This window comes from Streptomyces shenzhenensis (genome assembly GCF_003688995.1).
Taxonomy (GTDB): Bacteria; Actinomycetota; Actinomycetes; order Streptomycetales; family Streptomycetaceae; genus Streptomyces; species Streptomyces shenzhenensis_A.
Map to the genome: position 1 here is coordinate 19678 of NZ_PENI01000006.1, position 22614 is coordinate 42291.

The window sequence follows — 22614 nt, forward strand, 5'->3', positions numbered from 1 at the left end:
GCCGTCGTCATGCCGCCGCCGTCACCCGGCCCTCCTCAGGCGGCCGGCTGTGGGTGCAGGAGGCGGGCGAGCAGGTCGTCCAGGGTGACAAGACCGGTGAGGCGGCCGTCGCCGTCGCGGACCACGGCGAGCGAGGCCCGGTGCCTGCGGAGCTGCTCGATCGCCTCACTGACCGTGTCCCGGTCGGTCAACTCCGGTACCGGACGCGCCAGTTCGCGGGCGGTGACGCCGCGCCCCCGGGACCGCGCGATCAGCGCGTCGCGGGCGTGCACGGAGCCGACGATCCGGTCGCCGTCGCGGACCAGCAGCCGGTTGCGGTCGTGCGCGGCGGCGGTGGCGAGCACGGTGTCCGCGTCCGCGTCCGCGGGTACGGTGGTGATCCGGTCGGCCGGCACCTGAAGCGCGGCGACCGGGTTCTGCGGCTCGGTCAGCGAGCTGGTGAGCAGCTCGGAGTCGCCCTTGCTGATCAGGCCGAGCCGCTCGGACTCCGCGACGAGATGGGTGAGCTGCTCGCGGTTGTGGACCGCGGCCAGCTCGTCGCGCGGGGTGACCCGGCACAGCGCGACCAGCGCGTTGCTCATCCGGTTGAGCAGCCGGATCAGCGGCCGTACGGTCCGTACCACCGCCCGGAACGCCGGGGAGAGCAGCATGGCGGACCGCTCGGGATGGGCGATGGCCCACGACTTGGGGGCCATCTCGCCGACCACCATGTGCAGGAAGACCACCACGATCATGGCGACGGCGAAGGAGACGCCGTAGCTGACTCCGCTCGGCAGGCCCACCTGGTGCAGCAGCGGGTCCAGTTCGTGCGAGATCGCGGGCTTGGACACCGAGCCCAGGCCCAGCGTGCACACGGTGATGCCGAGTTGGGCGCCGGCCAGCATCAGCGACAGCTCGCGCATGCCGGCCAGCGCCGCCTTCGCGCCGCGCCGCCCGTCGGCCGCGGCCTTCTCCATGCGGTGCCGTTTGGCGGCCACCAGCGCGAACTCGGCGGCGACGAAGAACCCGCTGCCGATCAGCAGCAGCACGGTGACGAAGAGCGCCATCGGGAAACTCATGCCTGCCCCTCCTCACGCGCGGTCCCGGCACCGGCGCCGGCGGCGGGCGACCGCTCCAGGCGGACCCGTTCGGGGACGTGCCGGTCGAGTCCGCGGACCTCCAGGACGGCGCGGCCGCCGTCGGCGAGGTCCACGGTGATCCGGTCGCCCACGGCGGGGAAGCGGCCGAGCCGGTCGACGATCAGGCCCGCCACGGTGTCGTAGTCCTCCTCCTCGGGCAGGTCGATCCCGGTGGCCTCGGCGATCTCGTCCAGCCTGCGCCCGGCGTCCACCAGCCAGCCGGTGCCGTCGGCCACCGCGGGCTCGGTCACCGTGTCGCTCTCGTCGGCGATGTCCCCGACCAGCTCCTCGGCGATGTCCTCATAGGTGACGACGCCGGCCACACCGCCGTGTTCGTCCAGGACGACCGCGAACTCGTCGTCCTGCTCACGCATGCGCCGCACGGCGTCCGGCAGCGGCAGCGTGTCGGGCAGCAGCAGGGGCCGCCGGGCCACCGCGCCCGCCGTGGTGGCGGCGAGACGCCCGGCGGGCAGGGCGGTCAGCTCCCGTACGCCGAGCACTCCGGCGACGTCGTCCGGGTGGTCGCCGAGCACGGGGTAGTTGGAGTGCCCGTGCACGGCGATCAGCTCGACCGCCTCGGCCGCGGTGGCGTCCTTGCGGACGAAGACGGCGTCGGCCCGCGGCACCATCACCTCGTCCAGGGTGCGCTCGGAGAACTCCAGGGCGTGGTCGAGCAGGTCGGCGGTGTCCTTGGGCAGCTCGCCCCGCTGGTGGGACTCGCCGATGAGATGGCCCAGCTCCTCCAGGGTGGCGCCGTGGTGCAGTTCCTCGACCGGTTCGATGCCGGCCTTGCGCAGCAGTCTGTTCGCGGCGCCGTCGAAGACGTGCACGAGCGGGCCGACGACCTTCAGATACGCCAGTGTGGACCCGGCCAGCGCCTTGGCCAGCCGCTCCGGCACGGCGATCGCGAGGTTCTTCGGGGCCAGTTCGCCGAGCACCATCTGGACGACGGTGGCCCCGGCGAAGGCGAGCACGACGGAGACTCCGCTGACCGCGGCGTCGGGCAGGCCGAGACCGGAAAGCGCCGGCCGGAGCAGCGCGGACACCGACGGTTCGGCGATGAAGCCGACCACCAGTCCGGTGACGGTGATGCCGAGCTGGGCGCCGGACAGCATGAACGACAGCCGCTCCAGCACCTTCAGGGCGCGGGCGGCCTTCTTGTCGCCTGCCTGTGCCTCGCGCGCGAGGGCGAGCCGGTCGGCGGAGACGTAGGCGAATTCCTGGGCGACGAAATAGCCGGTGGCGGCGGTCAGGACGAACACGGCCAACAGGCCGAGCGAGGCGCTCGCGGCACTCATCGAACACCACCCCGCCACGTGCCGTGCTCGGAAAGGATCCGGCGGGATGGTCGGGGACTGTGCCCCGGGGGGTCCGTCGATCTGGCGGACAAGGCTGGTGCTCCTCCTCTTGGGGGTGGGACCGGTGCAACGATCGTGGCCGCGGGTGGGTTCCCCGGGCCTGCGGTGCGGCGCTGCCCGCGGCCGGGCCGGCCGCGGGCAGGGCGAAGGGGCGACGCGCCGGACGCTGACGTGTCTGACGTCGCCGCGCCGGGGCGCCGGACGCTGACGCGCCGGGCGTCGACGCGTCAGACGTTGACGCCGAAGTCGGCGGCGATGCCGCGCAGGCCCGAGGCGTAACCCTGGCCGACCGCGCGGAACTTCCACTCGGCGCCGTGCCGGTACAGCTCGCCGAAGACCATCGCCGTCTCGGTCGAGGCGTCCTCGGACAGGTCGTACCGGGCGATCTCCTGGCCGTTCGCCTGGTTCACCACCCGGATGAACGCGTTGCGGACCTGGCCGAAGCTCTGCCCGCGCGGCTCCGCGTCGTGGATGGAGACCGGGAAGACGATCTTGTCGACGTCGGCGGGCACGGCGGCGAGGTTCACCTTGATGCTCTCGTCGTCACCCTCGCCCTCACCGGTCAGGTTGTCGCCGGTGTGCTCCACCGAGCCGTCCGGGCTCCTGAGGTTGTTGTAGAAGACGAAGGACGCGTCGGAGGCGACCTTGCCGGACGCGTTCAGCAGCAGCGCGGAGGCGTCCAGGTCGTAGTCCGCGCCGGTCGTGGTGCGCACGTCCCAGCCGAGGCCGATCAGTACGGCGCTCAGGCCCGGCGCCTCCTTGCTCAGCGATACGTTGCCGCCCTTGGCGAGGGAAATTCCCACGGCTCGTCCTTCCGGTGTGTGGTCCGTCGGTACCGTCACTGAGATCCAACGCGGACCTCGCGCCTATGGTTCCAATCCTTGCGCAACAACTAAAGTGTTCTCGGCGCAGACACGACGGCAAGGGCAAGGGGTGTCGGATGTTCACGGACGTGGGCCCGCTCGAACTGGTCACCCTGGCGGTCCTCGCCGTCCTCCTGTTCGGACCGGACCGGCTGCCGGAGTTCATCGAGAACGTGACCGGGTTCCTGCGCAAGGTCCGCGCGTTCTCCGAGGACGCCCGGCAGGAGGTCCGCACCGCGCTGGGACCCGAGTTCCAGGACTTCGAGTTCGAGGACCTGCACCCGAAGACGTTCGTCCGCAAGCACCTGCTCGACGGCGACGACCTCGACCTCGACGGGATCCGTTCCGCCCTCGACCCCAGGGCGGAACTGACGGAACTGGCCGAGGCGGTCCGCGACCCGGCCCACGACGCCCCGGCGGCGCGGCGGGTGTCCCTGACGAAGACACCACCCGCCCACACGGCCTTCGACCCCGACGCGACCTAGGGCCTCTCGTTTGGATCAGGCCGGGCGGCGGGGGTGTCCAGTGTGCGCAGCAGGGTCAGCGAGCGGTCGAGGAGCAGTTGCGAGGCCACGGCGTCGTACGACGGGAGCGTGCGGTCGGCGAAATAGTGCTGGTCGCCCGGGTAGAGGAACAGCTCGGCCCGGTCCGCCGACGCGACCAGCTCCCGCGCCGCGTCGAGGTCGCCCTCGTCGGCGAAGAGCGGGTCGGACTCCTTGCCGTGCACCTGGACCGGTACGTCGTCGGGCCAGGCGGGGCCGAACTCCGTGGCCGGCACGCACGAGTAGTACAGCAGCGCCCCGCGCGCACCCGGCCGGGTCTGCGCGAGCATCTGAGCCGGCAGTACGCCCAGCGAGAACCCGGCATAGACCAGCTCGGCGGGCAGGTGCTCGACCGCGCGGGCCCCGCGCTCGATCACCTCGCCGAAACCGATCTGCCCGACATGGGCCATCCCCTCGTCCAGGGTTGCGAACGTGCGGCCCTCGAAGAGGTCCGGGGTGTGCACGGTGTGCCCGGCACGCCGCAGCTCGTCGGCGAAGCCGGTCACCCCCGGGGTGCGCCCGAGTGCGTGGTGGAACAGGACGACGTCGGCCATCCCTGCCTCCTGTGGTGCGTCGGCGACTGCGATCGGCCCATGAACCTACTGGCCCCCACCGACAACCCGCCGTCACCTGGGGTGATGCGGGCAGCGGTGCGGTTCGACGGCAGTTTATGTGACAGACACCACAGAGCGCGCTGCAAGTTTTACCCAGGGCGATGATCGGCCGGTGCGGTCGCTGCGTACCTCCGAATACGAGTCGTTCGCCCCAGGAGGCACCATGCGCATGTCCCGCAGCACGATCGGCACCGTCTTCGTGGCCGGCGCGCTGGGCATGACCCTCACCGCCCTCGCCTATCCCGCCATGCTCGGTGTGCAGAAGACGTCGGACAACCCCTCCCTGGTCATCGCCAACACCCGTTATGGGCCGCTCACCGAGGCCGACCGCGACTTCGTCATCAAGGTCCGCTCCGCCGGGCTGTGGGAGTACCCGCTGGGCGAGATGGCCCTGGAGAAGGGCTCCACCCCGCAGATGAAGGAGGCCGGCAAGCATCTGATCGTGGGGCACGCGGGGCTGGACGAGCTGTGCCGCAAGATCGCCCCGGAACTCGGCATCACGCTGCCCAACCAGGCCACGCCGCAACAGCAGCAGTTCGTGGACACCTCCGCCGCGCAGTCGGGCCGGCAGTTCGACACCACCGCCGCCAACATCATGCGGATCACCCACGGCCAGATCTTCCCGACGATCGCCAAGATCCGCGCCGACACCCAGAACACCCTCGTGCGCGAGCTGGCCGACCTCGCCAACGACACCGTGCTCGATCACATCACCGTGCTGGAGAAGACGGGGGTGATCAACTTCGACCAGGTCAATTTCCAGCAGACCACCCCGCCCAAGCTCCCCAAGGAACAGCTCACCCCACCCCCGCCCCAGCCCGGCGCCCCGGTCGTCGCCCTGACCCCCCGCCCCGACCTGAACATCAACACGAAGTCCCCCACCCCGAGCCCCTCGACCGGCTGACCCCCTCACCAGAAGCCCGGCGCAAGCCGAAAGCGGCCCCACTCCGCGAGCGACACGACCGAAACGGCCCGTCGCACCCGCGGAGCATCGTGCTGCCACCAACCCGTCACCGCCCCCGGCAGAGGGCCGCGACGCGGGCGCCCAGCGGCGGCAGAAGCACGGGCCACAGCCGACGGGAGACTGGGCCCGCAGGCCAGATGCCAGGCGGAAAGAGCGGCATCAACCCCCCTCCACGGGCCACGCGACCGACAGAGCCCGCAGCACCCGCGGAGCGGCAGCAGAAACACGGGCACGGTCAGCGGAAAGCTGGGCCCGGGGCCACGAGCCCGGCGGAAGCCACCAGGCAGAGCTGGATCTGCCCCACCCCGGAGCGGGGCCCCATGCCATCGCCCTGGGCGCCTGGCGCCCGCGGATCCGACCGCTTCGGCGACACCCCCAGCCCGTTCAAACGGCACAAGGCGACGGGCCGCAGCCGACGGAGGCTGGGCGGAAAGACCGGCGCCAAGCCCCTCCACGGGCGACCCGACCCGAAAGGACCCGCAGCACCCGGCCACAGCCGGGAGATCCCAGCGGCAGCAAAAACAGCGGCCGCAGCCGACGGAAGCTGGGCCCGCAGGCCAGGTGCCGGGCGGAAAGAGCGGCATCAACCCTCTCCACGGGCCACGCGACCGACAGAGCCCGCAGCACCCGCGGAGCATCACGCTGCCACCAACCCGTCGCCGCCCCCCGGCAGAGGCCACGGCACGGGCGCCCAGCGCCAGCAGAAACACCGGCCACAGCCGACGGGAGACTAGGCCCGCAGGCCAGGTGCCAGGCGGAAAGAGCGGCATCAACCCTCTCCACGGGCCACGCGACCCGAAAGGACCCGCAGCACCCGGCCACAGCCGGGAGATCCCAGCGGCAGCAGAAGCACCGGCCACAGCCGACGGAAAGCTGGGCCCGCAGGCCAGGTGCCAGGCGGAAAAGGCGGTATCAACCCTCCCGCGACCGACAACGCCCGCAGCACCCGCGGAGCATCACTCCGCCCCCAGCGGCGGCAGAAGCACCGGCCGCGGTCAGCGGAAAGGTGGGCGTCGGGCGCGTCAGCCTCGTACGCACTCCCCGCCCCGCGAACAGACCGGCCCCGTAACCCGACCCCGCGCCCCGAAGACAAGGCGACCGCACGGGATCTGGTGCTGAATGCAGGCCGGAGGGAACGCGGCGGCGTTCGGCGCCGTCCTCGGGGGCGGGGACGCGTCGGGCGAGGAGAAGAGGGGCCGTGTCCAGTCGGCAACCGGACAGTGACAGACCGAAGGGCGAGGGCGACGGCACTCCGCCCGTCCCGGACACGGTGTGGCAGAAGTTCCTCGACGACACCGAGCGGGCCATCCGCAGGTCCGCGCCCAGGGAGCCGTCCGCCTGGGAGCGGACCGCACCGCCGCCGGAGCCGGACGCGGTCGGCGAGCTGTGGCAGCGCCCCGACCCATGGCCGGGCCCGGCCTGGCGGGACATGGACCGCCCCGCCAGGCGCCGCCGAGTGGGCCGCGTCCTCGGCACGCTCGCCGCGGCGGCACTGGCCCTGTCCGCCCTCTCGCTGCTGCCCGCGGGCTCGGGCGGCGGCCCGGCGAGTGCCGACGACGCCACCTCGCAGCAGTCGGAGGACGTCCCGGATCGGCTGCCCACGGCGACCGCCTCGCCGACCCTCCCGACGCCGGCTGCCCCGACGCCGACGGTTCACTCCGGGTAGGACCTGCCGTCGCGCCGCCACAGGAGGACACTGAAAGGCGAGAGGTGTCTGTCGGTGCCGCAAAGGGGGTGTCGACCATGGCTAGGACACAGCTCCGCCGGGTGCGGACCTGGCGCTGGCGCCGTAATCCGCTCAGGCGCCGCAGTGACGTCGTCGAGGCCTGGATCGTGCTCGCGGCATGGGTGATCGCCCTGGTCGGCAGCGCGTTCGCGGGACTGCTCGCGGCGTCCACGGTGGGCCGGGACCTGGCCCAGCAGCGGGCGGAGCGGCACACGGTCTCGGCCGTCGTCACCGAGAAGGCGCCGGTCGGCCCGTCCGCCCAGACGCTGGACGGCGGTCATGTCTGGGCCACCGTGCGCTACGCGTCCCCGGACGGCTCGACGCACCTCGCCCGGACGGAGGTGCCACCCGGCGCTCCGCAGGGCACCCGGGTCACGGTGTGGACGGACGCGCACGGCAAGGTGACGTCGAAGCCGCTGGCCGGCGGTGACGCGACGTTCCAGTCGGTCTGGACCGGCGTCCTGGTGGCGGTGGCCACCGCAGGCGGCGTGGCCGGCTGCGCCCAGTTCGCCCGCTCCAGGCTGGAGCAACGCCGTATGGACCAGTGGGCCGAGGAGTGGGAGCGCGTCGACACCCGCTGGGGCGGCAAGACGGGCTGACCCCGCCCCCGCCCCGCCCGACACCAAGGCGCGCCCCGCCCACCACCAAGGCGCCCCGCGCAGCGCCGCACACCGGCCCGCCCAACCGGGCCCACACACCGCACACCAGCCCGCTCAACCAGACCCACACACCGCACACCTCACGAAACTCCCACGCCCCACCAAACACCTCCGCACCGCCGCACGCCCCCACCGCGTGCGGCGAATCTGCGCAGGAGTGCCACACGGGCTGCACACAGACATTCGAAAGGATCGTTAGCGTTGCTGGCCGCTCGTCCGGTGTGCGAGCGCGATCAGGCCGTGCCCGACGGGCCCACGGCGCCAGCGACCCAGGAAGACCGCGAATGGACTACTGCTCCTCGTGTCGTCGGTACCTCAACGGCGCCCTGGTGTGTCCCGGGTGCGGCGCCTACGCCCCGGACATCGCCCCCGACCTCACCGCGCACGGCACCGCGGCCACCGCTGTCGCCCCGGCCCTGCCGGCCCTCGCGGCCGACACCCCGGCCGCCCGGCCGGCCACGGCGTGGGACACCTGGCAGGACCCGGCCGCGCCCGACGGGCCGGGGTCCGGGCCCGACGCCACGGACGCCACGCCCGCGGCCGATGACCTCGCGAGCCCGGAACCCACGGGCGAGGGCCGCGCGGCGCGCCGCCGGCAGCGGGCCCGGTGGAAGAAGAACCAGCGCCGTGCCGTGGTGGCGACGGCCGTCGCGCTCGTCGGAGGCGGCCTCACCCTCGCCTCGCTGGACCGCCATTCCGGCGCCAGGCCGCAGGCGGCAGAGGCTCCGGACAACCGCAGCATGGGCCTCGCGGACGAGCTGCCGGAGCAGACCCGCCCGGCGGCGCCGACCGCCGACCGCACCTCGACCACCGCTCCCCGCTCACAGGATCAGAAGACCGGCGACGCCCCGCGGCAGCGCGCCGTGGCGGTGGCCGCGCCGCGCACGACGTCACCGGCCACCCGCCCGGACGCCGCCGGCGCACCTCGTCCGGCCGTCACCTCCGTACCGGGGCAGCCGAGCGCCACGCCGTCCGCCGCCGCGTCGGACCCGGCCCGCACGGGCACGGCGGCGCAGCAGCCGAGCGCGCCCGAGACCGCCACCACCACGGCACCGGCCGAGGACACCCCGCAGACCGACACCCCCGCCTCGTCGGCGCCCGCCGCAGAGCCGACGCGGCTGTGCCTGCTCGTGCTGTGCCTCGGCTGACGCCGGGTCACCCACCGTCCGGCACCCGGTCACCCCACCCCGCACCCCGCCTCTCCTCCCGCCCGCCACCCGAACAGAAGGAGCAGATAGGGCAGATGGGGGCATAAGTCGCCGCGCCCGCTCATCGCTGCCATAGTGCGGCCATGAAGATCAGGAAGGCGTCGGCCCTCGTTCTCACCGGTGCCGTCGGGATCACCGGTGCCGCCCTCCTCGTCGGCACCCTCCCTCACGACAGCCGCCGCGCCCCTGCCCGCTCCGGCGCCCACGCGCCCGTCGCGGCCCCGTCCCCCGGCGCCCCCGGCATCGGCGACCCGCTCGTGCCGCTCGACGGCAACGGCGGCTACACGGTGCGCCGTTACACCCTCGACTTCGACTGGCGGGCGCCCCGGACGCCGTTCGCCGCCGGTGCCACCATCGACGCCACCGCCACCCAGGCGCTGTCCCGCTTCGACCTCGACTTCGCGGGCAACACGCTGCGTACGGTCACCGTGGACGGCGCCCCCGCGCGGGCGGTGCGCGAGGGCGACGAACTCGTCGTCACCCCGGCCCGGCCGATCCCGGACGGCGCCGCCTTCACCGTGCACGTCGCCTACACCGCCGACCCGACGCAGCAGCGCCACCGCGACGACGCGATCGGGTCCTACGGCTGGATGCCGACGGCCGACGGCACCGTGCTGTGTCTCCAGCCCGACGGCGCCAAACTGGTCTTCCCGGCCAATGACCACCCGAGCCAACGCGCCCCGGTCACCTTCCGCGTCACCACCCCGCCGGAGCTGAGCGCGGTGGCGGGCGGCCGGCTGGTCGAGCGGGTCCGCCGGCCCGACGGCCGGATCCGCTGGACCTACGACTCCGAGCAGCCGGTCGCCGCGCAGCTGGTGCAACTGGCCATCGGCAGGTTCACGTTCACCGAGAGCCGCGGCCCGCGCGGGCTGCCCGTGCGGGACGCGGTGCCGCAGGACCTCGTGGACGGCACCGCGGCCTACCGCGCGCTCACCCCGGAGCACCTGGACTGGCTGGAGCAGCGGCTCGGCCCGTACCCGTTCCGCCGCTACGGCGTGCTGGTCGGCGACACCGGTCTGCCGGTGGCCCTGGAGACGCAGCAGCTGTCCGTCGTACCGAGCGCCAGGCTGCTCGGCGACCGGGTCGGCGCCGAACGGGACCTCGTGCACGAGCTGGCCCATCAGTGGACCGGCAACAGCGTCGCCCTGCGGCGCTGGTCCGACCTGTGGCTGAGCGAGGGTCACGCCCGTTTCTACGAACGCCTCTACACCGACACGCACGGCGGCCCCGGTCTGGAGGACGCGATGCGGTCGGCGTACGAGCAGCACGACCGGTGGCGGCACGACGACGGGGCGCCCGCCGAGCCCACCGAGCCCTCGCTGTTCCGTCAGATCCGCTACGACGGCTCGGCGCTGGTGTTCTACGCCCTGCGCGAGGAGGTCGGCGAGGAGACCTTCGAGCGGATCGAACGCACCTGGGTGACGCGGTATCAGGGCCGGGCCGCGGGCACCGGGGACTTCATCGCGCTCGCCTCCGAGGTCGCGGGCCGGGATCTGCGGCCGTTTCTGACCCCGTGGCTGTACGGGGAACACGCCCCGCCGATGCCCGGTCACCCCGACTGGCGGGTGCGTCCGGTCGAGGACTGAACGGGCCCGTCGGCGGGGCGGACGCACTGCCGCCGACCGGGTGGCCTGTGCGGGGCGGATGGTCCACGCCGGTGACCTTCGGCGCGCGCCTGCGCGCCCGGCACGGAAACGTACGAGAAGTGGCGTGCGGGGCAACTCCCTTGCCCTGGTTGCGCTTGTCCGTGCTGCGACGAGCCCGTTGGAGTCACCCGCAATGAGAGAACGTGTCGCCTCCCGTGTCCGCGTCGCCCTGCGCGGACACCGCCTGACGGTCTGTGTGGCCACGTCGTCGGTGCTCGCGCTCCCGCTGCTGGCCTTCCCGCCCGGCGGCGACACGGTGGACGAACGGACCCTGCAGCACGATTTCCAGGCCGCCGCGAAGGAATACCGCGTGCCGCAGAGCGTGCTCATGGGCGTCTCCTACCTGCAGTCGCGCTGGGACACGCACTCCGGTGCCCCGAGCGTCAACGGCGGGTACGGGCCGATGCACCTGGTGGACGGGGCCCGGACGGCGCCGGCGGCCACCTCGGCGCCGCCGCGGACCGGCGACCGGAACCTCGCCGGGCCGCCGCCGGAGGCACCGCTCCCGATGAGCCCGTCACTCCAGCCGGCCGAACTGCGCCGCGCCGCCCGGCTGACCGGCGCCTCGGCGGAGCGGCTGCGCACGGACCCCGCGGCCAATGTGCGCGGCGGCGCCGCGGTGCTGGCGGAGACCCAGCGGCAGCTCGGCAAGCCGCTCAGCGACAACCCGGCCGACTGGTGGGAGGCGGTGGCCCGGTTCCCGGGTGCGGCCGACACCGCCGCGGCGACGGCCTTCGCGAACGACGTCTTCTCGCTGATCCGCAAGGGCGCGCAGCGCACCACCGAGGAGGGGCAGCACGTCACCCTGGCCGCCCAGCCGGGTGTGCGCCCGCAGGTCCAGCCGAGTGCGCGCCCGCGCCCCCAGCCGACGGTGCAGGACCCGGACCGGCCCGAGCAGGTCGAGTGCCCGGCGGAGGTGATCTGCGGCTGGCTCAGCGCGCCGTACGTCCAGTTCGACGACCGGTACGGCAATCACGATCTGGCCGACCGGCCCCGGGACGAGAAGATCGAGTACATCGTCATCCATGACACCGAGGCGTCCCTCGACTCCATGCTCAAGACGGTCCAGGACCCGTCGGAGGCGTCCTGGCACTACTCGGTGCGCTCCAGCGACGGCCACATCACCCAGCACATCAGGACCAAGGACGAGGCCTGGCACTCGGGCAGCCAGTTCGTGAACGCCCGCTCGATCGGTATCGAGCATGAGGGTTTCCTCACCCGGCCCGACGCCTGGTACACCGAGGAGATGTACCGGTCCTCGGCCCGGCTCGTGCGCTATCTGGCCGAGAAGTACGACATCCCGCTGGACCGGCAGCACATCTTCGGCCACGACAACGTGCCCGCCCCGACCGGCGACTCCATTCCCGACATGCACGACGACCCGGGCCCGTTCTGGGACTGGCGGCACTACTTCGACCTGCTCGGCGCGCCGCTGAAGGCGACGGCCGGGGCGGACAGTTCGATGGTGATGATCCTGCCGGACTACACCGCCCACAGGCCGGCGTACACGGGCTGCGCCGGCGCCGGTCTGCCGTGCGCGGCGCACGGGTCCAGCGCCGTGCGGCTGCACACCGAGCCGCGCGAGAACGCCCCGCTGATCCAGGACCGGGGCCGCCGCCCGAACGGCGAGGAGTCCACGAAGGACGTCAACGACCTGGGGTCGCGGGTCTCCGCCGGCCAGACCTACGCGGTCGCCGGGCGCCAGGGCGACTGGACGGCGATCTGGTACCTGGGCCAAAGGGCCTGGTTCAAGAACCCGAAGAGCGCGCCGACGGCCGTCGGCGCGGCGGGGAAGACGGTGACGCCGAAGAGCGGCCTGGCCGAGATCCCGGTGTACGGACGGGCGCTGCCGGAGGCCGACGCCTACCCGGCGGACATCGAGGAGGCACCCGAGGCGCCGCTGCCGTACACCGTCAAGGCGGGCCAGCGGTACGTCACCCAGGCCCGGCTGACCGGCTCCTACACCGACCGGTCCGCCTTCGCCTACTCGCCGAGCCCGGTGGTGCAGGGCAGCGAGGAGTACTACGAGATCCAGTTCGGCTACCGGCTCGGCTACGTCCGGGCGAGCGACGTGGAGGTGGTGGACGCGCCGGGGCCGGCGCCCGAGCAGCCCGCGCGGCCACAGTCCAAGTGACGGCGGCCCGGCCCCCCGCTTTCCATACCTGTTGCATAGGAAACCCGCATACGGTCGCCCGCATGGATCTGTCCGGGCCGATCATCGTCGCGGGGGCCCTGGTGGGCTTCGCCGTGGGACTCACCGGCATGGGCGGGGGAGCCCTGATGACCCCGGTCATGGTCATGGTGTTCGGGGTGAACCCCACCGCCGCCATCGGCAGCGACCTGGCCGCGTCGGTGTTCATGAAGCCGTTCGGCGCGTTCGTGCACCACCGGGCCGGCACCGTGCGCCTCGACCTCGTACGGTGGCTGCTGCCGACCGCCGTCCCGGCCGCGTTCGGCGGGGTCTTCCTGCTCCGCGCCCTCGGCGACGGCGACGCGCTCCAGCAGCGGGTCAAGTACGTCGTGGGCGCCACGCTGGTGCTCGCCGTCGCCGGGATGCTGGTGCGCATGTGGCTCGACCGCCGCCGGACCGCCTCGGACGCCGAGGACGCCCGGGTGCCCGTGCGGCCCGTGGCGACCCTGCTGATCGGCCTGGTGGGCGGCACGATCGTCGGCATGACGTCGGTCGGCTCGGGCTCCCTGATCATCGTCATGCTGATGCTGGCCCACCCCCGGCTGAAGGCCAACCACCTGGTGGGCACCGACCTGGTGCAGGCGATCCCGGTGGTGGCCGCCGCCGCGCTGGGTCATCTGCTGGTCGGGGACGCCGATCTGGGGCTCGCGGGGACGCTCCTGATCGGCGCGGTTCCCGGGGTCGTCCTGGGCGCCGTCGTCTCCAGCCGGGTGAGCGGCCCGGCGGTGCGCTGGGCCCTGGTGGTGCTGCTGACCGGATCCGCCCTGTCGATGCTCCAGGCCCCCTCCGCCGTCCTGCTGCCGGCCTGCCTCGGCATGGCGGCTCTAGGCCCTGTCGTCAAATTCACGCCTGCCCCGCGACGCCATGCACGCACTCTCGCCGCACCGGACACAGGCCCAAGTACGTCCAGTACGAGGACCCGCGCCCGGCACACCGAGAGCACGCACCTGACGCCGCAGGGCCCGCCCTCCGGGCGGACGACGGGAATTTGACGACAGGACCCAGGCGTGCTCGGCACGGTGCGCGCCCGGCGCCGTGCCGGGCCGGACCCGGTGCGGGCCGAGGGGCCGCGGGGCGAGCGCGCCGCCGTGTGACCGCCGCTCAGTCCGTCCGCGCGGCGCGGGCGCGGTCCGGAGTGGCGGCGTCCCGCCGGAACGCCCATTCCATCCGGGGTTCCATGACGAACCGGAACATCCGCTGCACCGGCGGTGTGCACAGCAGGGTCACCCCGGCCGCGGCGACCAGGGTCACCACGACCGCGCCGGCCGGCCGGTAGAGCCACTCGGGGTCGTACCAGCCCGCGGGCTTGGACCACTGCAGGACGAAGCCGTGCAGGAGATAGCCGTACAGGGTGCCCGCCCCCAGCGCGGTGCACCACAGACGGCGCCCCGGCACCCAGGCCAGGAAGCAGGCGACCAGGGTCACCGAGCAGCCGAAGACGACCAGCGTCAGCACCGGCCCGTACCAGGAGGGCGCGGCCAGTTGCTCGGCGCTCGTCCGGTGGAAGAACCAGGCGTAGTTCATCCGCGGCACCGCCCAGTACGCCACGGCCAGCGCGACGGCGAACACCGGCACGGCCGCGATCCGCGCGGCGCGGCGCCGCACCAGCCGGAAGTGCTCGGGGCGCAGGCACAGGCCGAGCACGAAGTACGGCAGGAACTGCAGGACGCGCTGGAGGTCGAGGTCCTTGCCGATGGACGGCGTCAGGGTCGCGAGCATCGCGATGCCGAGGGCGACCGGCAGCGGCCACCGCACGAGCTTCCAGAGGGGCGTGGTCAGCCGCCAGATGAACAGGGCCGCCAGGAACCAGGTCAGATACAGCGGGTCCAGCAGGCTGATCGGCCGGTCCGGGACGTCGTCCGTCCACCGCGTGAAGTACGTGTACGCCACCTCGAAGACCACGTAGGGCACGGCGACCCCGGTGATCAGCCGCTTGAGCCGGGTCGGGCTCGCGTCGAAGTTCCGTGAGAAGTAACCGGAGATGACGATGAACGCCGGCATGTGGAAGGCGTAGACGAGCATGTAGAGGGCGGTGACGGCGCGGCTGTCCGAGCGCAGCGGCTCCCAGGCGTGCCCCACGGCGACGAGCACGATCGCCGCGTACTTCGCGTTGTCGAAGAACGCGTCCCGCCGGCCGCCGTGGGGCGGCGGGGCCGGTTCCGGACGGGGGCCGCCCGAGGGCGGCGTGTCGGTGACGATCGCTTCCCGACGGAACCCGGACAGAGCGGAACACCCCTTCACATCGTTGGGAGGGGAACGGCGACGGTCCCCGTCCGGCACCGTAGTCACCTGTCGTCACCCTCGTAAACCCGGCCGTGACGGGCATCACATCTCCGGGAAACTTGCGCAACCTCTAAACTGTCAGCGTGAATGCGAGCGACGTGACGGGCCGGGAGAGCGCGGTCCTCGACGGAGGACCCGCGGACGGACTGCGCATGGAGGTCTCCGGCCGGCCGCGGGTGATCCAGGTGACGTTCCCCTGCGAGGTGGACGCCCCGCCCCGGGCCGGGGTGCGTGCGGAGGCGGTGTTCGTCTACCGCCGCGACTTCCGGGTGAAGGACGAGCCGCTGCGCTACGGCTACGACATCGCCAGCCCCTGACCGGGCACCCGGCGGCCGGACCGCGCCGCCGGACTCCCGTCTGCGCCCGGTCCGTTCAGTGGGCCGGCCGGCCCTCCGTGGCGGGGCGGGCGGTCGCGGTGTCACCCGGAGCGGACCGGATCAGACGGGGTGCGTCCTCGGCGGGCGCGGCGTCGGACCGGACGGTGCCGGGCTGCGCGGCGTCGGACCGGGTGCCGTCGTCGTCCTTCATGGCCTTGGTCTCGCTCTTGAGGATGCGCATCGACTTGCCCAGCGCGCGGGCGGTGTCGGGCAGCTTCTTCGAACCGAACAGCACGATGATCACGATCGCCACGATCAGCAGGTGCCACGGTTCCAGTCCGTTGCGGAGCATCGGCCCTCCCCTTTTCCTCGCCGGACAGTGGCACGGGCCCGGGCGGCGTACCATCTGCCATCGTTGCTACATTGCGCAACTGTACAACCATGGGACGGGGCGATGCGTCCCCTCTGTATGAGTCGGATGGACAAGTCGGACGGATGAGGGCGCGCGGATGACCACCACCAGGGACGTTGACACACCCTCGTCTCGCCGGCGCCGGGACACACCGTCCCGGCGCCGCGCGCCGCACGGCCGGCGCGCGGCCCGTGGCCGCAGGCGCAGCCCGTGGCGGACCGCGCTCCTGGTCACCCTCGCCCTCGTGGTGCTCGGCACGGCGGGCCTCGGCTGGATCTACCTCAAGCTGAACGGTGACATCAGCACCTTCGACGCGGACGGCCTGTCCAGGAACCGCCCCGACGCCGCCGCGTCCAAGGGCCAGAACGTCCTGGTCATCGGCTCCGACGCGCGCACCGACGGCAACGCCGCGCTCGGCGGCGGCAGCAAGGACGACATAGGCCGCTCGGACACCGCGTTCCTGCTGCACGTCTACGCCGACCACAAACACGCGATAGCCGTGTCCGTCCCCCGCGACACCCTGGTGACCATCCCGCCGTGCAAGCTGCCCGACGGCAGCTGGACGAAGACGCAGACCAACGTCATGTTCAACGCGGCGTTCTCCATCGGACAGACCCAGCAGGGCAACCCGGCCTGCACCCAGAACACGGTGGAGCAGCTCAGCGGGATGCGCGTCGACCACACCGTCGTCGTCGACTTCAAGGGCTTCGCCGCGCTCACCGACGTGGTCGGCGGGGTGAAGGTGTGTCTGCCCAACGACATCTACCAGAACGATCTCAACCCCAACCGCCCCACCCGCGGCGACCGGATCTTCGCCAAGGGCGAGCAGACCGTCTCGGGCCAGAAGGCCCTGGACTACGTGCGCATCCGGCACGGCATCGGCGACGGCTCCGACATCGGCCGCATCAAGCGCCAGCAGGCCTTCGTCTCCAGCCTCCTCAAGCAGATCAAGAGCGAGGGCCTGACCCCGACCAAGCTGCTGCCGCTGGCCACCGCCGCCACCCGGTCCATGACCGTCGACCCCGGCCTCGGCACGGCGGACAAGCTGATCTCGTTCGCGATGTCGCTCAAGGACATCGACCTGCACAACACCAAGTTCGTCACCATTCCCTGGCGCTACGAGGGTTCGCGGGTCGCGGTCGTCGAGCCGGACGCCTCCGACCTGTGGGCCGCGCTCAGGGCCGACCGCACCATCGACGGCAAGGACGCCAGCGGCAAGCAGGGCAAACACAAGGCGACGGCCACCGCGTCCGCCTCGGCCAGCCCCACCGAGAGCGTCTCCGGCGAGGGCGTCTCCGTCGCCGTCTACAACGGCACCACGACCCGGGGCCTCGCCTCCGAGGCGGCGCAACTGCTCACCCGGCACGGTTTCACCGTCACCGGCACCGGCAACGCGAGCAGCCGGCAGCACACCAGCACGGTCGTCCAGTACGGGCCAGGACTGCAGACCCGGGCCGAGACGGTCGCCAAGCTCTTCCCCGGCGCACGGCTGGAGGCGATCGGCGGCGCCGTGCTCAACGTCGTGGTGGGCACCTCCTACGCCGACTCCGCCGCGGCCGTGCCGACCCCGACCGCCGTGCCCGGCTCGGTCGCGGACGACGCCCGGTCGGCCGACGACGACCTGTGCTCCGACCTGACGTACGGCGCGGGCGGCTGACCCGGACCATCCGACTCCCGCGGCCGGCCCACTCTCCCTTGGCCGGCCGCGGGTCCCTCCTCGTCAACAGCGGATTCCGCGGCCCGCGAGCGACCGCTCGTCCCAAGAAGCGCGCAACACGCGACCGATACCACGGCCGGCCCGAGCACCGGGCCGAGCGGCGACGGGGCGATCCGCCCCACGTCAGCAGCGGATTCCGCGATCCGCGAGCGACCGCTCGTAACGGCCCCGCGCCCGGATCAGTGCGGTGGCGTAGAAGGCGAGGACGACAGCGAGGAGCAGGTAGTACGCGACCGGGAGCGTGGCCAGCCCGAGTACCGGGCCGAGCGGCGACGGGGGCAGGGCGATCCCGATGACGGCCAGCCCGGTCGCGGCCCAGCCGACCGGGCCGAGCGCCCGCTCCGCGACCAGCCGGCGGCCGGTGCGCAGCAGCACCATCACCAGGGCCTGGGTCAGCAGGTTCTCGGTGAACCAGCCGGAGTGGAAGATCGCCTCGTCGTCGCCGGTGCCCGGCCCGTGCAGGGACAGCGCGAGGACGGCGAACGTGGCCAGGTCGGCGAACGCGTTGAGGATGCCGAAACCGGTGATGAAGCGCAGCACCTCGCGCGGGCTGAGCACCGTGGGCCGGCGCAGCACCGACGGGTGCGGGCGGTCGTAGGCGAAGGCGAGCTGGACGGTGTCGAAGCACAGGTTCTGCACCAGCACCTGCGCCGGGAGCATCGGCAGGAACGGCATCAGCAGGCCCGCCGCGAGCATCGCGATGACGTTGCCGAGGTTCGACGACAGGGTGATCCGCAGATACCCGGCGACATTGCCGCCGCTGTGCCGGCCCGCGTCGATGGCGTGCCCGATCGCGGTGAGGTCCTTCTCGGCGAGGACGACGTCGGCGCTCTCCCGGGTCACGTCCGCCGCGTCGCGCGGGGCGATGCCGACGTCCGCGGCGCGCAGCGCGGGCAGGTCGTTGACGCCGTCGCCGAGGAAGCCCACGGTGTGCCCGCCGGCCCGCAACGCGGCCCCGACCCGCGCCTTGTGCTCGGGGGTGCAGCGGGCGAACACGGTCGTACGCCGGGCCAGTGCGGTGAGTTCGGCGTCGGTGAGACCGTCGAGCCGGTCGGCGGTCACCACAGCGTCCGGGCCGAGCGGGATGCCGAGGTCGCGGCAGGCGCGGGCCGCGGTGCCCGGGTGGTCGCCGGTGAGGACCTTGACGCCGACCCCCTTCCCGGCGAACGCGGCGAGCGCGTCGGCGGCGGTGGGCGCGAGGGCGTCGTGGAAGGTGACCAGGCCGCGGAAGGTCAGCCCGCGCTCGTCGGCCGGGGTGTAGTCGCGGGCCCGTGCCGGGCGTTCGGCGGTGGCGACCGCCAGGACCCGCAGCCCCGCGCGCGCCGTGCGGTCGGCGAGGTCCGCGAGCCGCTCGCGCTCCTCGTCCGGCAGCGCGCAGCGTTCCAGGACGGCTTCCACGGCGCCCTTGACGACGAGCGTGTGGGTGCCGAGGCGGTGCGGGGTGCGGACGACCGCGGTGGACAGCCGGCGCACGGAGTCGAACGGCAGGGCGGCCACCCCCTCGTACGCCATGAGGCCGGCCTCGTCGGCCGCGTCCAGGACCGCCTCGTCGAGGGCGTCCGGCGCGGGCAGGTCGGCCAGGTGCAGGGTCCACCAGGCGTTGACGGCCGCCCAGCGCAGGACGTCCGGGTCGGTGCGGCCGTCCGCGTCGAGACCCCGCTCGACGACGGGCCGGTCCTGGGTGAGGGTGCCGGTCTTGTCCAGGCACAGCATGTCGACGGCGCCCAGGTTGTGCAGCGCCGGGAGCCGTTTGACGATCACGCCGTGGGTACGGGCCAGCAGGGCCGCGCCCCGGGTCAGACAGGTGGTGACGACGACCGGCAGCATCTCCGGGGTGAGCCCGACCGCCACGGCGACCGCGAACGGCAGGGTCTCCAGGCCGCGCCCGCGCAGGGCGGCGCCCGCCATCAGCACCAGCGGCGGGGTGAGCAGCATGAAGCGGATCAGTATCCACGAGATGCCGTTCACCGACTGCTCGAAGGCGCTCGGCTCGCGCGGCCGGGCCACCTGCCCCTCGGCCGCGGCCAGCCGGGTGTGCGCGCCGGTGGCGACGACGACGGCGGTGGCGCTGCCGGAGACGACGCTGCTGCCCTGGAAGCAGAGCTGCGGCTGGTCGAACCCCACCGCGCCGTCCGGATGGGGGGCGTCCGCCGCGCTCTTCGCGACGGGCGCGGACTCCCCGGTCAGCGCGGCCTGGTGCACGGTCAGCCCGTCGGCGCGCAGCAGGCGTACGTCCGCCGGGACCAGGTCCCCCGCGCCGAGCCGCACGATGTCCCCGGGGACCAGGTCCGCCACCGGGATCTCCCGGGCGGCCGGCGCCGTCGCCTCGTCGGCGCGGCGCAGCACGGTGGAGGTGGTGGCGACCAGCTCGCGCAGCCCGGCCATGGACCGGTCGGCCCGGTGCTCGCCGGAGGCGCGCAGTACGCAGCTGACCGCGACCAGCAGCAGGATCACACAGGCGGTGCCCCAGGCGAACACGGCGGCGGAGACCAGGCCGAGGCAGAGCAGCACCGCGGTGAACGGGTCCCGGACGCCGCGTACGACGAGCCGGAGCCAGGAGGCGTCGTGCCGGGCCGGGAGGGTGTTCTCGCCGGCCCGGGCCAGCCGGGCGGCGGCCTCGTCGTCGGTCAGCCCGCGCGGCCCGGTGTCCAGGTGCCGCAGGACCTGGAGGGTCGTGGCCGCCGCGGACCGCGGATCCGCCGTCCCGACGGCGCCCGGCCCCGCGGCCTGCCCGAGCGGGTCGGGCGCTGTCCGCTGCGGTTCGACCACGCCGCGAAGGGGCGCGGGGAACTGCGCGGCCAGCCACGACGCGGCCACGGACGGACGACGGCGCACGGCCGATCCGGCGGAGCGCCTAGCCACCGGTTCCGTGCGCTCGGCGGGGCGATACGGACGGGAACTCGGCGCGCGCGGCCAGCTGTCCGACCATGAGCCGGACCACCGTGACGACGTCGGGGTCGTCGACGTAGTAGACCTGCCTGCGGCCCTCGCGGCGGGAGCGGACCAGCCCGGCCAGCTTCAGCTTCGACAGATGCTGGCTGACCGCGGGCAGGGCACCGCCCACCCGGTCGGCGAGGTGGGTGACATCGCTCTCGCCCTGGGACAGCGCCCACATGATGTGCAGCCGGGCCGTCGAGGCGAGCAGTCCGAACGCGGCGGCCGCCTCCGCGAGCACCTCGGGGGAGGGGTCCTGGAAGCCACCGACGAATCGCCCCACGACTCTCTCTCCCATCCACCCAGATCCCGGCATCCACACGCCGGCCCAGTGTATGTGCCCGACAGCGCGCCCGGAGGGGCGCGGGGCTGTATCAATATGCGGCTCCGCCGCGCGGGCGCGACCAGCCACAAAGCCCCCGCGGACGAACGACGACCTATCACGGCCAACCCAGCGGAGCGCTAGTGCAGCGCCCGCGATCACCCATAAGCTTGCGCAAGCAAGCAACTCACCCCCAAGCGGAGGACAACGACGTGGGCATCATCAGCTGGATCATCCTCGGACTGATCGCCGGAGGCATCGCCAAGATCCTGCTGCCCGGCCGCGACCCCGGAGGCCTGATCGGCACCACCCTCATCGGCATCGCCGGTGCCTTCATCGGCGGCTGGCTCTCCGCCCGCTTCTTCGACCGCCCGGTGCAGAAGGAGTTCTTCGACCTCTACACCTGGGGCGCGGCGATCGCCGGCTCGCTCGTCCTGCTCGTGGGGTACCGCATCCTGTTCGGCAACTCGCGCGACTGACCGCGGGCGCGCGGGCGTGGCGAGCACGTCGTGCGGCTCCGGCGGCCGGGTGCCGCCCGGGGCCGCGCGGCGCTCCGCCTACTCCCCCTGCTCCCGCTTCTCCTCCCGTTCCCCCTGCTCCCCCTCCTCGTCGGCCGCCGTCACTCCCCGCGTCACGCCGGGCTCCGGGAGTTCGGCCCGCGCGGCGCGGATGTGCAGCACGTCGCCGATGAACAGGTCGTACACGAGCACCCCGACGACCCCGCCGATCAGCGGTCCGACGATCGGGATCCACCAGAAGCCGCTGAACGAGCCGGACAGCGAGCCCGGCAGCGCGAGTTCGTTCCATCCGGCCATCCAGGTGAACAGGCGCGGCCCGAAGTCGCGGGCCGGGTTGATGGCGTACCCGGCGTTCGCCCCGAAGGACATGCCGATGGCCGCGACCGCGAAGCCGATCAGCAGCGGCCCGAGGTTCGCCTTCACGGCCGTGTTGCGCAGGTCGATGAGGGCGACGATCAACAGGACCAGGAGCGCGGTGCCGACGATCTGGTCGACCAGCGGCCCCCAGTGACCGCCGTGGAAGTACGGCGCCGGGAAGGTGCCGAAGATCGAGAACGTGGCGAGCGTGTGTCCGTTCGTCTTCGGAGCCGTCACCGTCTGGTCGAAGGTGTTGATCGCGTCGTGGTAGACGCCGTACACCAGGGCCGCCCCGACGAAGCCGCCGGCCACCTGGGCGAGCCAGTACGCCGGGACCTTGGCCCAGGCGAACTTGCGGCGCACCGCGAACGCCAGCGTCACCGCCGGATTGATGTGGGCGCCGCTGACACCGCCGGCCACGTACACACCGAAGACGACGGCCATGGCCCAGCCCCAGGTGATCAGCAGCCAGTCCCCGGAACTGATGAAGAAGGTCGTGGGCCCCGCCGTGCGGCCCGACCCCGGAAGACCCACCACCGCCACCGCGACCGAACCGCAGCCGAACGCGACGAGGACGAGCGTTCCCAGGAACTCCGCCAGGCATTCCCCCAGCAGCCCTCCGCGCTGCTTGAGCACGGAGGGCTTGACCAGGGCAGGGATTTCCACAGCCATCGATACCCCCTCGCAGGGAACATTCCGGTCAGTAGCACCATCGTTGCGCAGAATCCCCATTCCGCCACCGAAAGAACCACCGACCGGATGGGGGCGATCACATACGGCAATCACCCCCGACCCCGGCCATGAGGCACCCCGGGCACCGGCGACGGCCACGGCCACGTCGCCGCGCTGGGCGCCGGTCCGGATC

20 protein-coding genes are annotated in these 22614 nt (G+C 73.0%); 11 read left to right on the forward strand and 9 right to left on the reverse strand.

What is annotated here, in order from left to right; all coding sequences use genetic code 11:
* Nucleotides 1-35: 35 nt before the first annotated feature.
* The 3 genes from CTZ28_RS11730 to CTZ28_RS11740 form a co-directional block, all read right to left on the reverse strand.
* Entirely contained in the window at nucleotides 36-1058 is a 1023-nt protein-coding gene (locus CTZ28_RS11730; RefSeq protein ID WP_121889276.1) for a hemolysin family protein, read from the reverse strand.
* Nucleotides 1055-2416, reverse strand: coding sequence for a hemolysin family protein (locus CTZ28_RS11735; protein WP_121889277.1), 1362 nt, complete (start codon nucleotides 2414-2416; stop codon nucleotides 1055-1057). The genes CTZ28_RS11730 and CTZ28_RS11735 overlap by 4 nt, the downstream gene beginning before the upstream one ends.
* A gap of 287 nt (nucleotides 2417-2703) precedes the next feature.
* Nucleotides 2704-3279 (reverse strand): TerD family protein, encoded by a 576-nt coding sequence (locus tag CTZ28_RS11740; protein WP_121889278.1) that lies wholly within the window; start codon nucleotides 3277-3279, stop codon nucleotides 2704-2706.
* Nucleotides 3280-3416: 137 nt separating this feature from the next.
* Here CTZ28_RS11740 and CTZ28_RS11745 point away from each other — a divergent pair, with 137 nt between their 5' ends.
* Nucleotides 3417-3824 carry a sec-independent translocase gene (locus CTZ28_RS11745; RefSeq protein ID WP_121889279.1) on the forward strand — a complete coding sequence of 136 codons (408 nt, stop codon included), beginning with the start codon at nucleotides 3417-3419 and terminating at the stop codon, nucleotides 3822-3824.
* Here CTZ28_RS11745 and CTZ28_RS11750 read toward each other — a convergent pair.
* Nucleotides 3821-4468, reverse strand: a complete 648-nt coding sequence (locus CTZ28_RS11750) for a dienelactone hydrolase family protein (protein WP_310887607.1) — start codon at nucleotides 4466-4468, stop codon at nucleotides 3821-3823. The genes CTZ28_RS11745 and CTZ28_RS11750 overlap by 4 nt on opposite strands.
* 190 nt (nucleotides 4469-4658) lie before the next feature.
* Here CTZ28_RS11750 and CTZ28_RS11755 point away from each other — a divergent pair, with 190 nt between their 5' ends.
* From CTZ28_RS11755 to CTZ28_RS11790, 7 genes are all read left to right on the forward strand, one after another.
* The gene (locus CTZ28_RS11755) at nucleotides 4659-5399 is read left to right on the forward strand and encodes a DUF4142 domain-containing protein (RefSeq protein ID WP_121889281.1); all 741 of its coding nucleotides are present in this window, start codon (nucleotides 4659-4661) and stop codon (nucleotides 5397-5399) included.
* 1258 nt (nucleotides 5400-6657) lie between these two features.
* Complete coding sequence (locus CTZ28_RS11760) at nucleotides 6658-7125, forward strand: hypothetical protein (RefSeq protein WP_121889282.1); 468 nt, start codon at nucleotides 6658-6660, stop codon at nucleotides 7123-7125.
* Between the two features lie 77 nt (nucleotides 7126-7202).
* A complete protein-coding gene (locus tag CTZ28_RS11765; protein WP_121889580.1) occupies nucleotides 7203-7784 on the forward strand; it encodes an Rv1733c family protein in 582 nt (193 codons plus the stop codon).
* Between the two features lie 344 nt (nucleotides 7785-8128).
* Nucleotides 8129-8992, forward strand: coding sequence for an SCO2400 family protein (locus CTZ28_RS46940; RefSeq protein ID WP_183154358.1), 864 nt, complete (start codon nucleotides 8129-8131; stop codon nucleotides 8990-8992).
* Between the two features lie 143 nt (nucleotides 8993-9135).
* A complete protein-coding gene (locus CTZ28_RS11780; RefSeq protein ID WP_183154359.1) occupies nucleotides 9136-10638 on the forward strand; it encodes a M1 family metallopeptidase in 1503 nt (500 codons plus the stop codon).
* A gap of 193 nt (nucleotides 10639-10831) precedes the next feature.
* Nucleotides 10832-12832 (forward strand): N-acetylmuramoyl-L-alanine amidase, encoded by a 2001-nt coding sequence (locus CTZ28_RS11785; RefSeq protein WP_121889285.1) that lies wholly within the window; start codon nucleotides 10832-10834, stop codon nucleotides 12830-12832.
* A 62-nt stretch (nucleotides 12833-12894) separates the two neighbouring features.
* Nucleotides 12895-13881, forward strand: coding sequence for a sulfite exporter TauE/SafE family protein (locus tag CTZ28_RS11790; RefSeq protein WP_121889286.1), 987 nt, complete (start codon nucleotides 12895-12897; stop codon nucleotides 13879-13881).
* Nucleotides 13882-13990: 109 nt separating this feature from the next.
* On the opposite strand, the gene CTZ28_RS11795 is transcribed toward CTZ28_RS11790, so the two are convergent.
* Complete coding sequence (locus CTZ28_RS11795) at nucleotides 13991-15178, reverse strand: acyltransferase family protein (RefSeq protein WP_259471556.1); 1188 nt, start codon at nucleotides 15176-15178, stop codon at nucleotides 13991-13993.
* A gap of 77 nt (nucleotides 15179-15255) precedes the next feature.
* On the opposite strand from CTZ28_RS11795, the gene CTZ28_RS11800 reads away from it, so the two are divergent.
* Nucleotides 15256-15489 (forward strand): hypothetical protein, encoded by a 234-nt coding sequence (locus CTZ28_RS11800; protein ID WP_259471557.1) that lies wholly within the window; start codon nucleotides 15256-15258, stop codon nucleotides 15487-15489.
* Nucleotides 15490-15544: 55 nt separating this feature from the next.
* Here the strand turns inward: CTZ28_RS11800 and tatA are convergent, their stop codons facing one another.
* A complete protein-coding gene (gene tatA / locus CTZ28_RS11805; RefSeq protein WP_121889288.1) occupies nucleotides 15545-15841 on the reverse strand; it encodes a Sec-independent protein translocase subunit TatA in 297 nt (98 codons plus the stop codon).
* A 157-nt stretch (nucleotides 15842-15998) separates the two neighbouring features.
* Between tatA and CTZ28_RS11810 the strand changes: the two genes are divergently transcribed.
* Entirely contained in the window at nucleotides 15999-17558 is a 1560-nt protein-coding gene (locus CTZ28_RS11810; RefSeq protein WP_121889289.1) for an LCP family protein, read from the forward strand.
* 183 nt (nucleotides 17559-17741) lie between these two features.
* Here CTZ28_RS11810 and mgtA read toward each other — a convergent pair whose 3' ends face one another.
* Complete coding sequence (gene mgtA / locus CTZ28_RS11815; protein ID WP_259471558.1) at nucleotides 17742-20453, reverse strand: magnesium-translocating P-type ATPase; 2712 nt, start codon at nucleotides 20451-20453, stop codon at nucleotides 17742-17744.
* A gap of 19 nt (nucleotides 20454-20472) precedes the next feature.
* The gene (locus tag CTZ28_RS11820; RefSeq protein WP_121889290.1) at nucleotides 20473-20850 is read right to left on the reverse strand and encodes an ArsR/SmtB family transcription factor; all 378 of its coding nucleotides are present in this window, start codon (nucleotides 20848-20850) and stop codon (nucleotides 20473-20475) included.
* Between the two features lie 236 nt (nucleotides 20851-21086).
* Here CTZ28_RS11820 and CTZ28_RS11825 point away from each other — a divergent pair, with 236 nt between their 5' ends.
* Nucleotides 21087-21353, forward strand: coding sequence for a GlsB/YeaQ/YmgE family stress response membrane protein (locus CTZ28_RS11825; protein WP_121889291.1), 267 nt, complete (start codon nucleotides 21087-21089; stop codon nucleotides 21351-21353).
* A gap of 78 nt (nucleotides 21354-21431) precedes the next feature.
* Here the strand turns inward: CTZ28_RS11825 and CTZ28_RS11830 are convergent, their stop codons facing one another.
* Nucleotides 21432-22421, reverse strand: a complete 990-nt coding sequence (locus tag CTZ28_RS11830) for an MIP/aquaporin family protein (RefSeq protein ID WP_121889292.1) — start codon at nucleotides 22419-22421, stop codon at nucleotides 21432-21434.
* Nucleotides 22422-22614 lie beyond the last annotated feature (193 nt).

What these genes read in the sequence shown, in the direction of transcription:
- CTZ28_RS11830 (WP_121889292.1), bottom strand. Translation starts at nt 22,421, where the DNA reads ATGGCTGTGGAAATCCCTGCCCTGGTCAAGCCCTCCGTGCTCAAGCAG.
- CTZ28_RS11735 (WP_121889277.1), bottom strand. Translation starts at nt 2,416, where the DNA reads ATGAGTGCCGCGAGCGCCTCGCTCGGCCTGTTGGCCGTGTTCGTCCTG.
- CTZ28_RS11755 (WP_121889281.1), top strand. Translation starts at nt 4,659, where the DNA reads ATGCGCATGTCCCGCAGCACGATCGGCACCGTCTTCGTGGCCGGCGCG.
- CTZ28_RS11810 (WP_121889289.1), top strand. Translation starts at nt 15,999, where the DNA reads ATGACCACCACCAGGGACGTTGACACACCCTCGTCTCGCCGGCGCCGG.
- CTZ28_RS11745 (WP_121889279.1), top strand. Translation starts at nt 3,417, where the DNA reads ATGTTCACGGACGTGGGCCCGCTCGAACTGGTCACCCTGGCGGTCCTC.
- CTZ28_RS46940 (WP_183154358.1), top strand. Translation starts at nt 8,129, where the DNA reads ATGGACTACTGCTCCTCGTGTCGTCGGTACCTCAACGGCGCCCTGGTG.
- CTZ28_RS11785 (WP_121889285.1), top strand. Translation starts at nt 10,832, where the DNA reads ATGAGAGAACGTGTCGCCTCCCGTGTCCGCGTCGCCCTGCGCGGACAC.
- CTZ28_RS11730 (WP_121889276.1), bottom strand. Translation starts at nt 1,058, where the DNA reads ATGAGTTTCCCGATGGCGCTCTTCGTCACCGTGCTGCTGCTGATCGGC.
- CTZ28_RS11780 (WP_183154359.1), top strand. Translation starts at nt 9,136, where the DNA reads ATGAAGATCAGGAAGGCGTCGGCCCTCGTTCTCACCGGTGCCGTCGGG.
- CTZ28_RS11790 (WP_121889286.1), top strand. Translation starts at nt 12,895, where the DNA reads ATGGATCTGTCCGGGCCGATCATCGTCGCGGGGGCCCTGGTGGGCTTC.
- CTZ28_RS11765 (WP_121889580.1), top strand. Translation starts at nt 7,203, where the DNA reads ATGGCTAGGACACAGCTCCGCCGGGTGCGGACCTGGCGCTGGCGCCGT.
- CTZ28_RS11820 (WP_121889290.1), bottom strand. Translation starts at nt 20,850, where the DNA reads ATGGGAGAGAGAGTCGTGGGGCGATTCGTCGGTGGCTTCCAGGACCCC.
- tatA (WP_121889288.1), bottom strand. Translation starts at nt 15,841, where the DNA reads ATGCTCCGCAACGGACTGGAACCGTGGCACCTGCTGATCGTGGCGATC.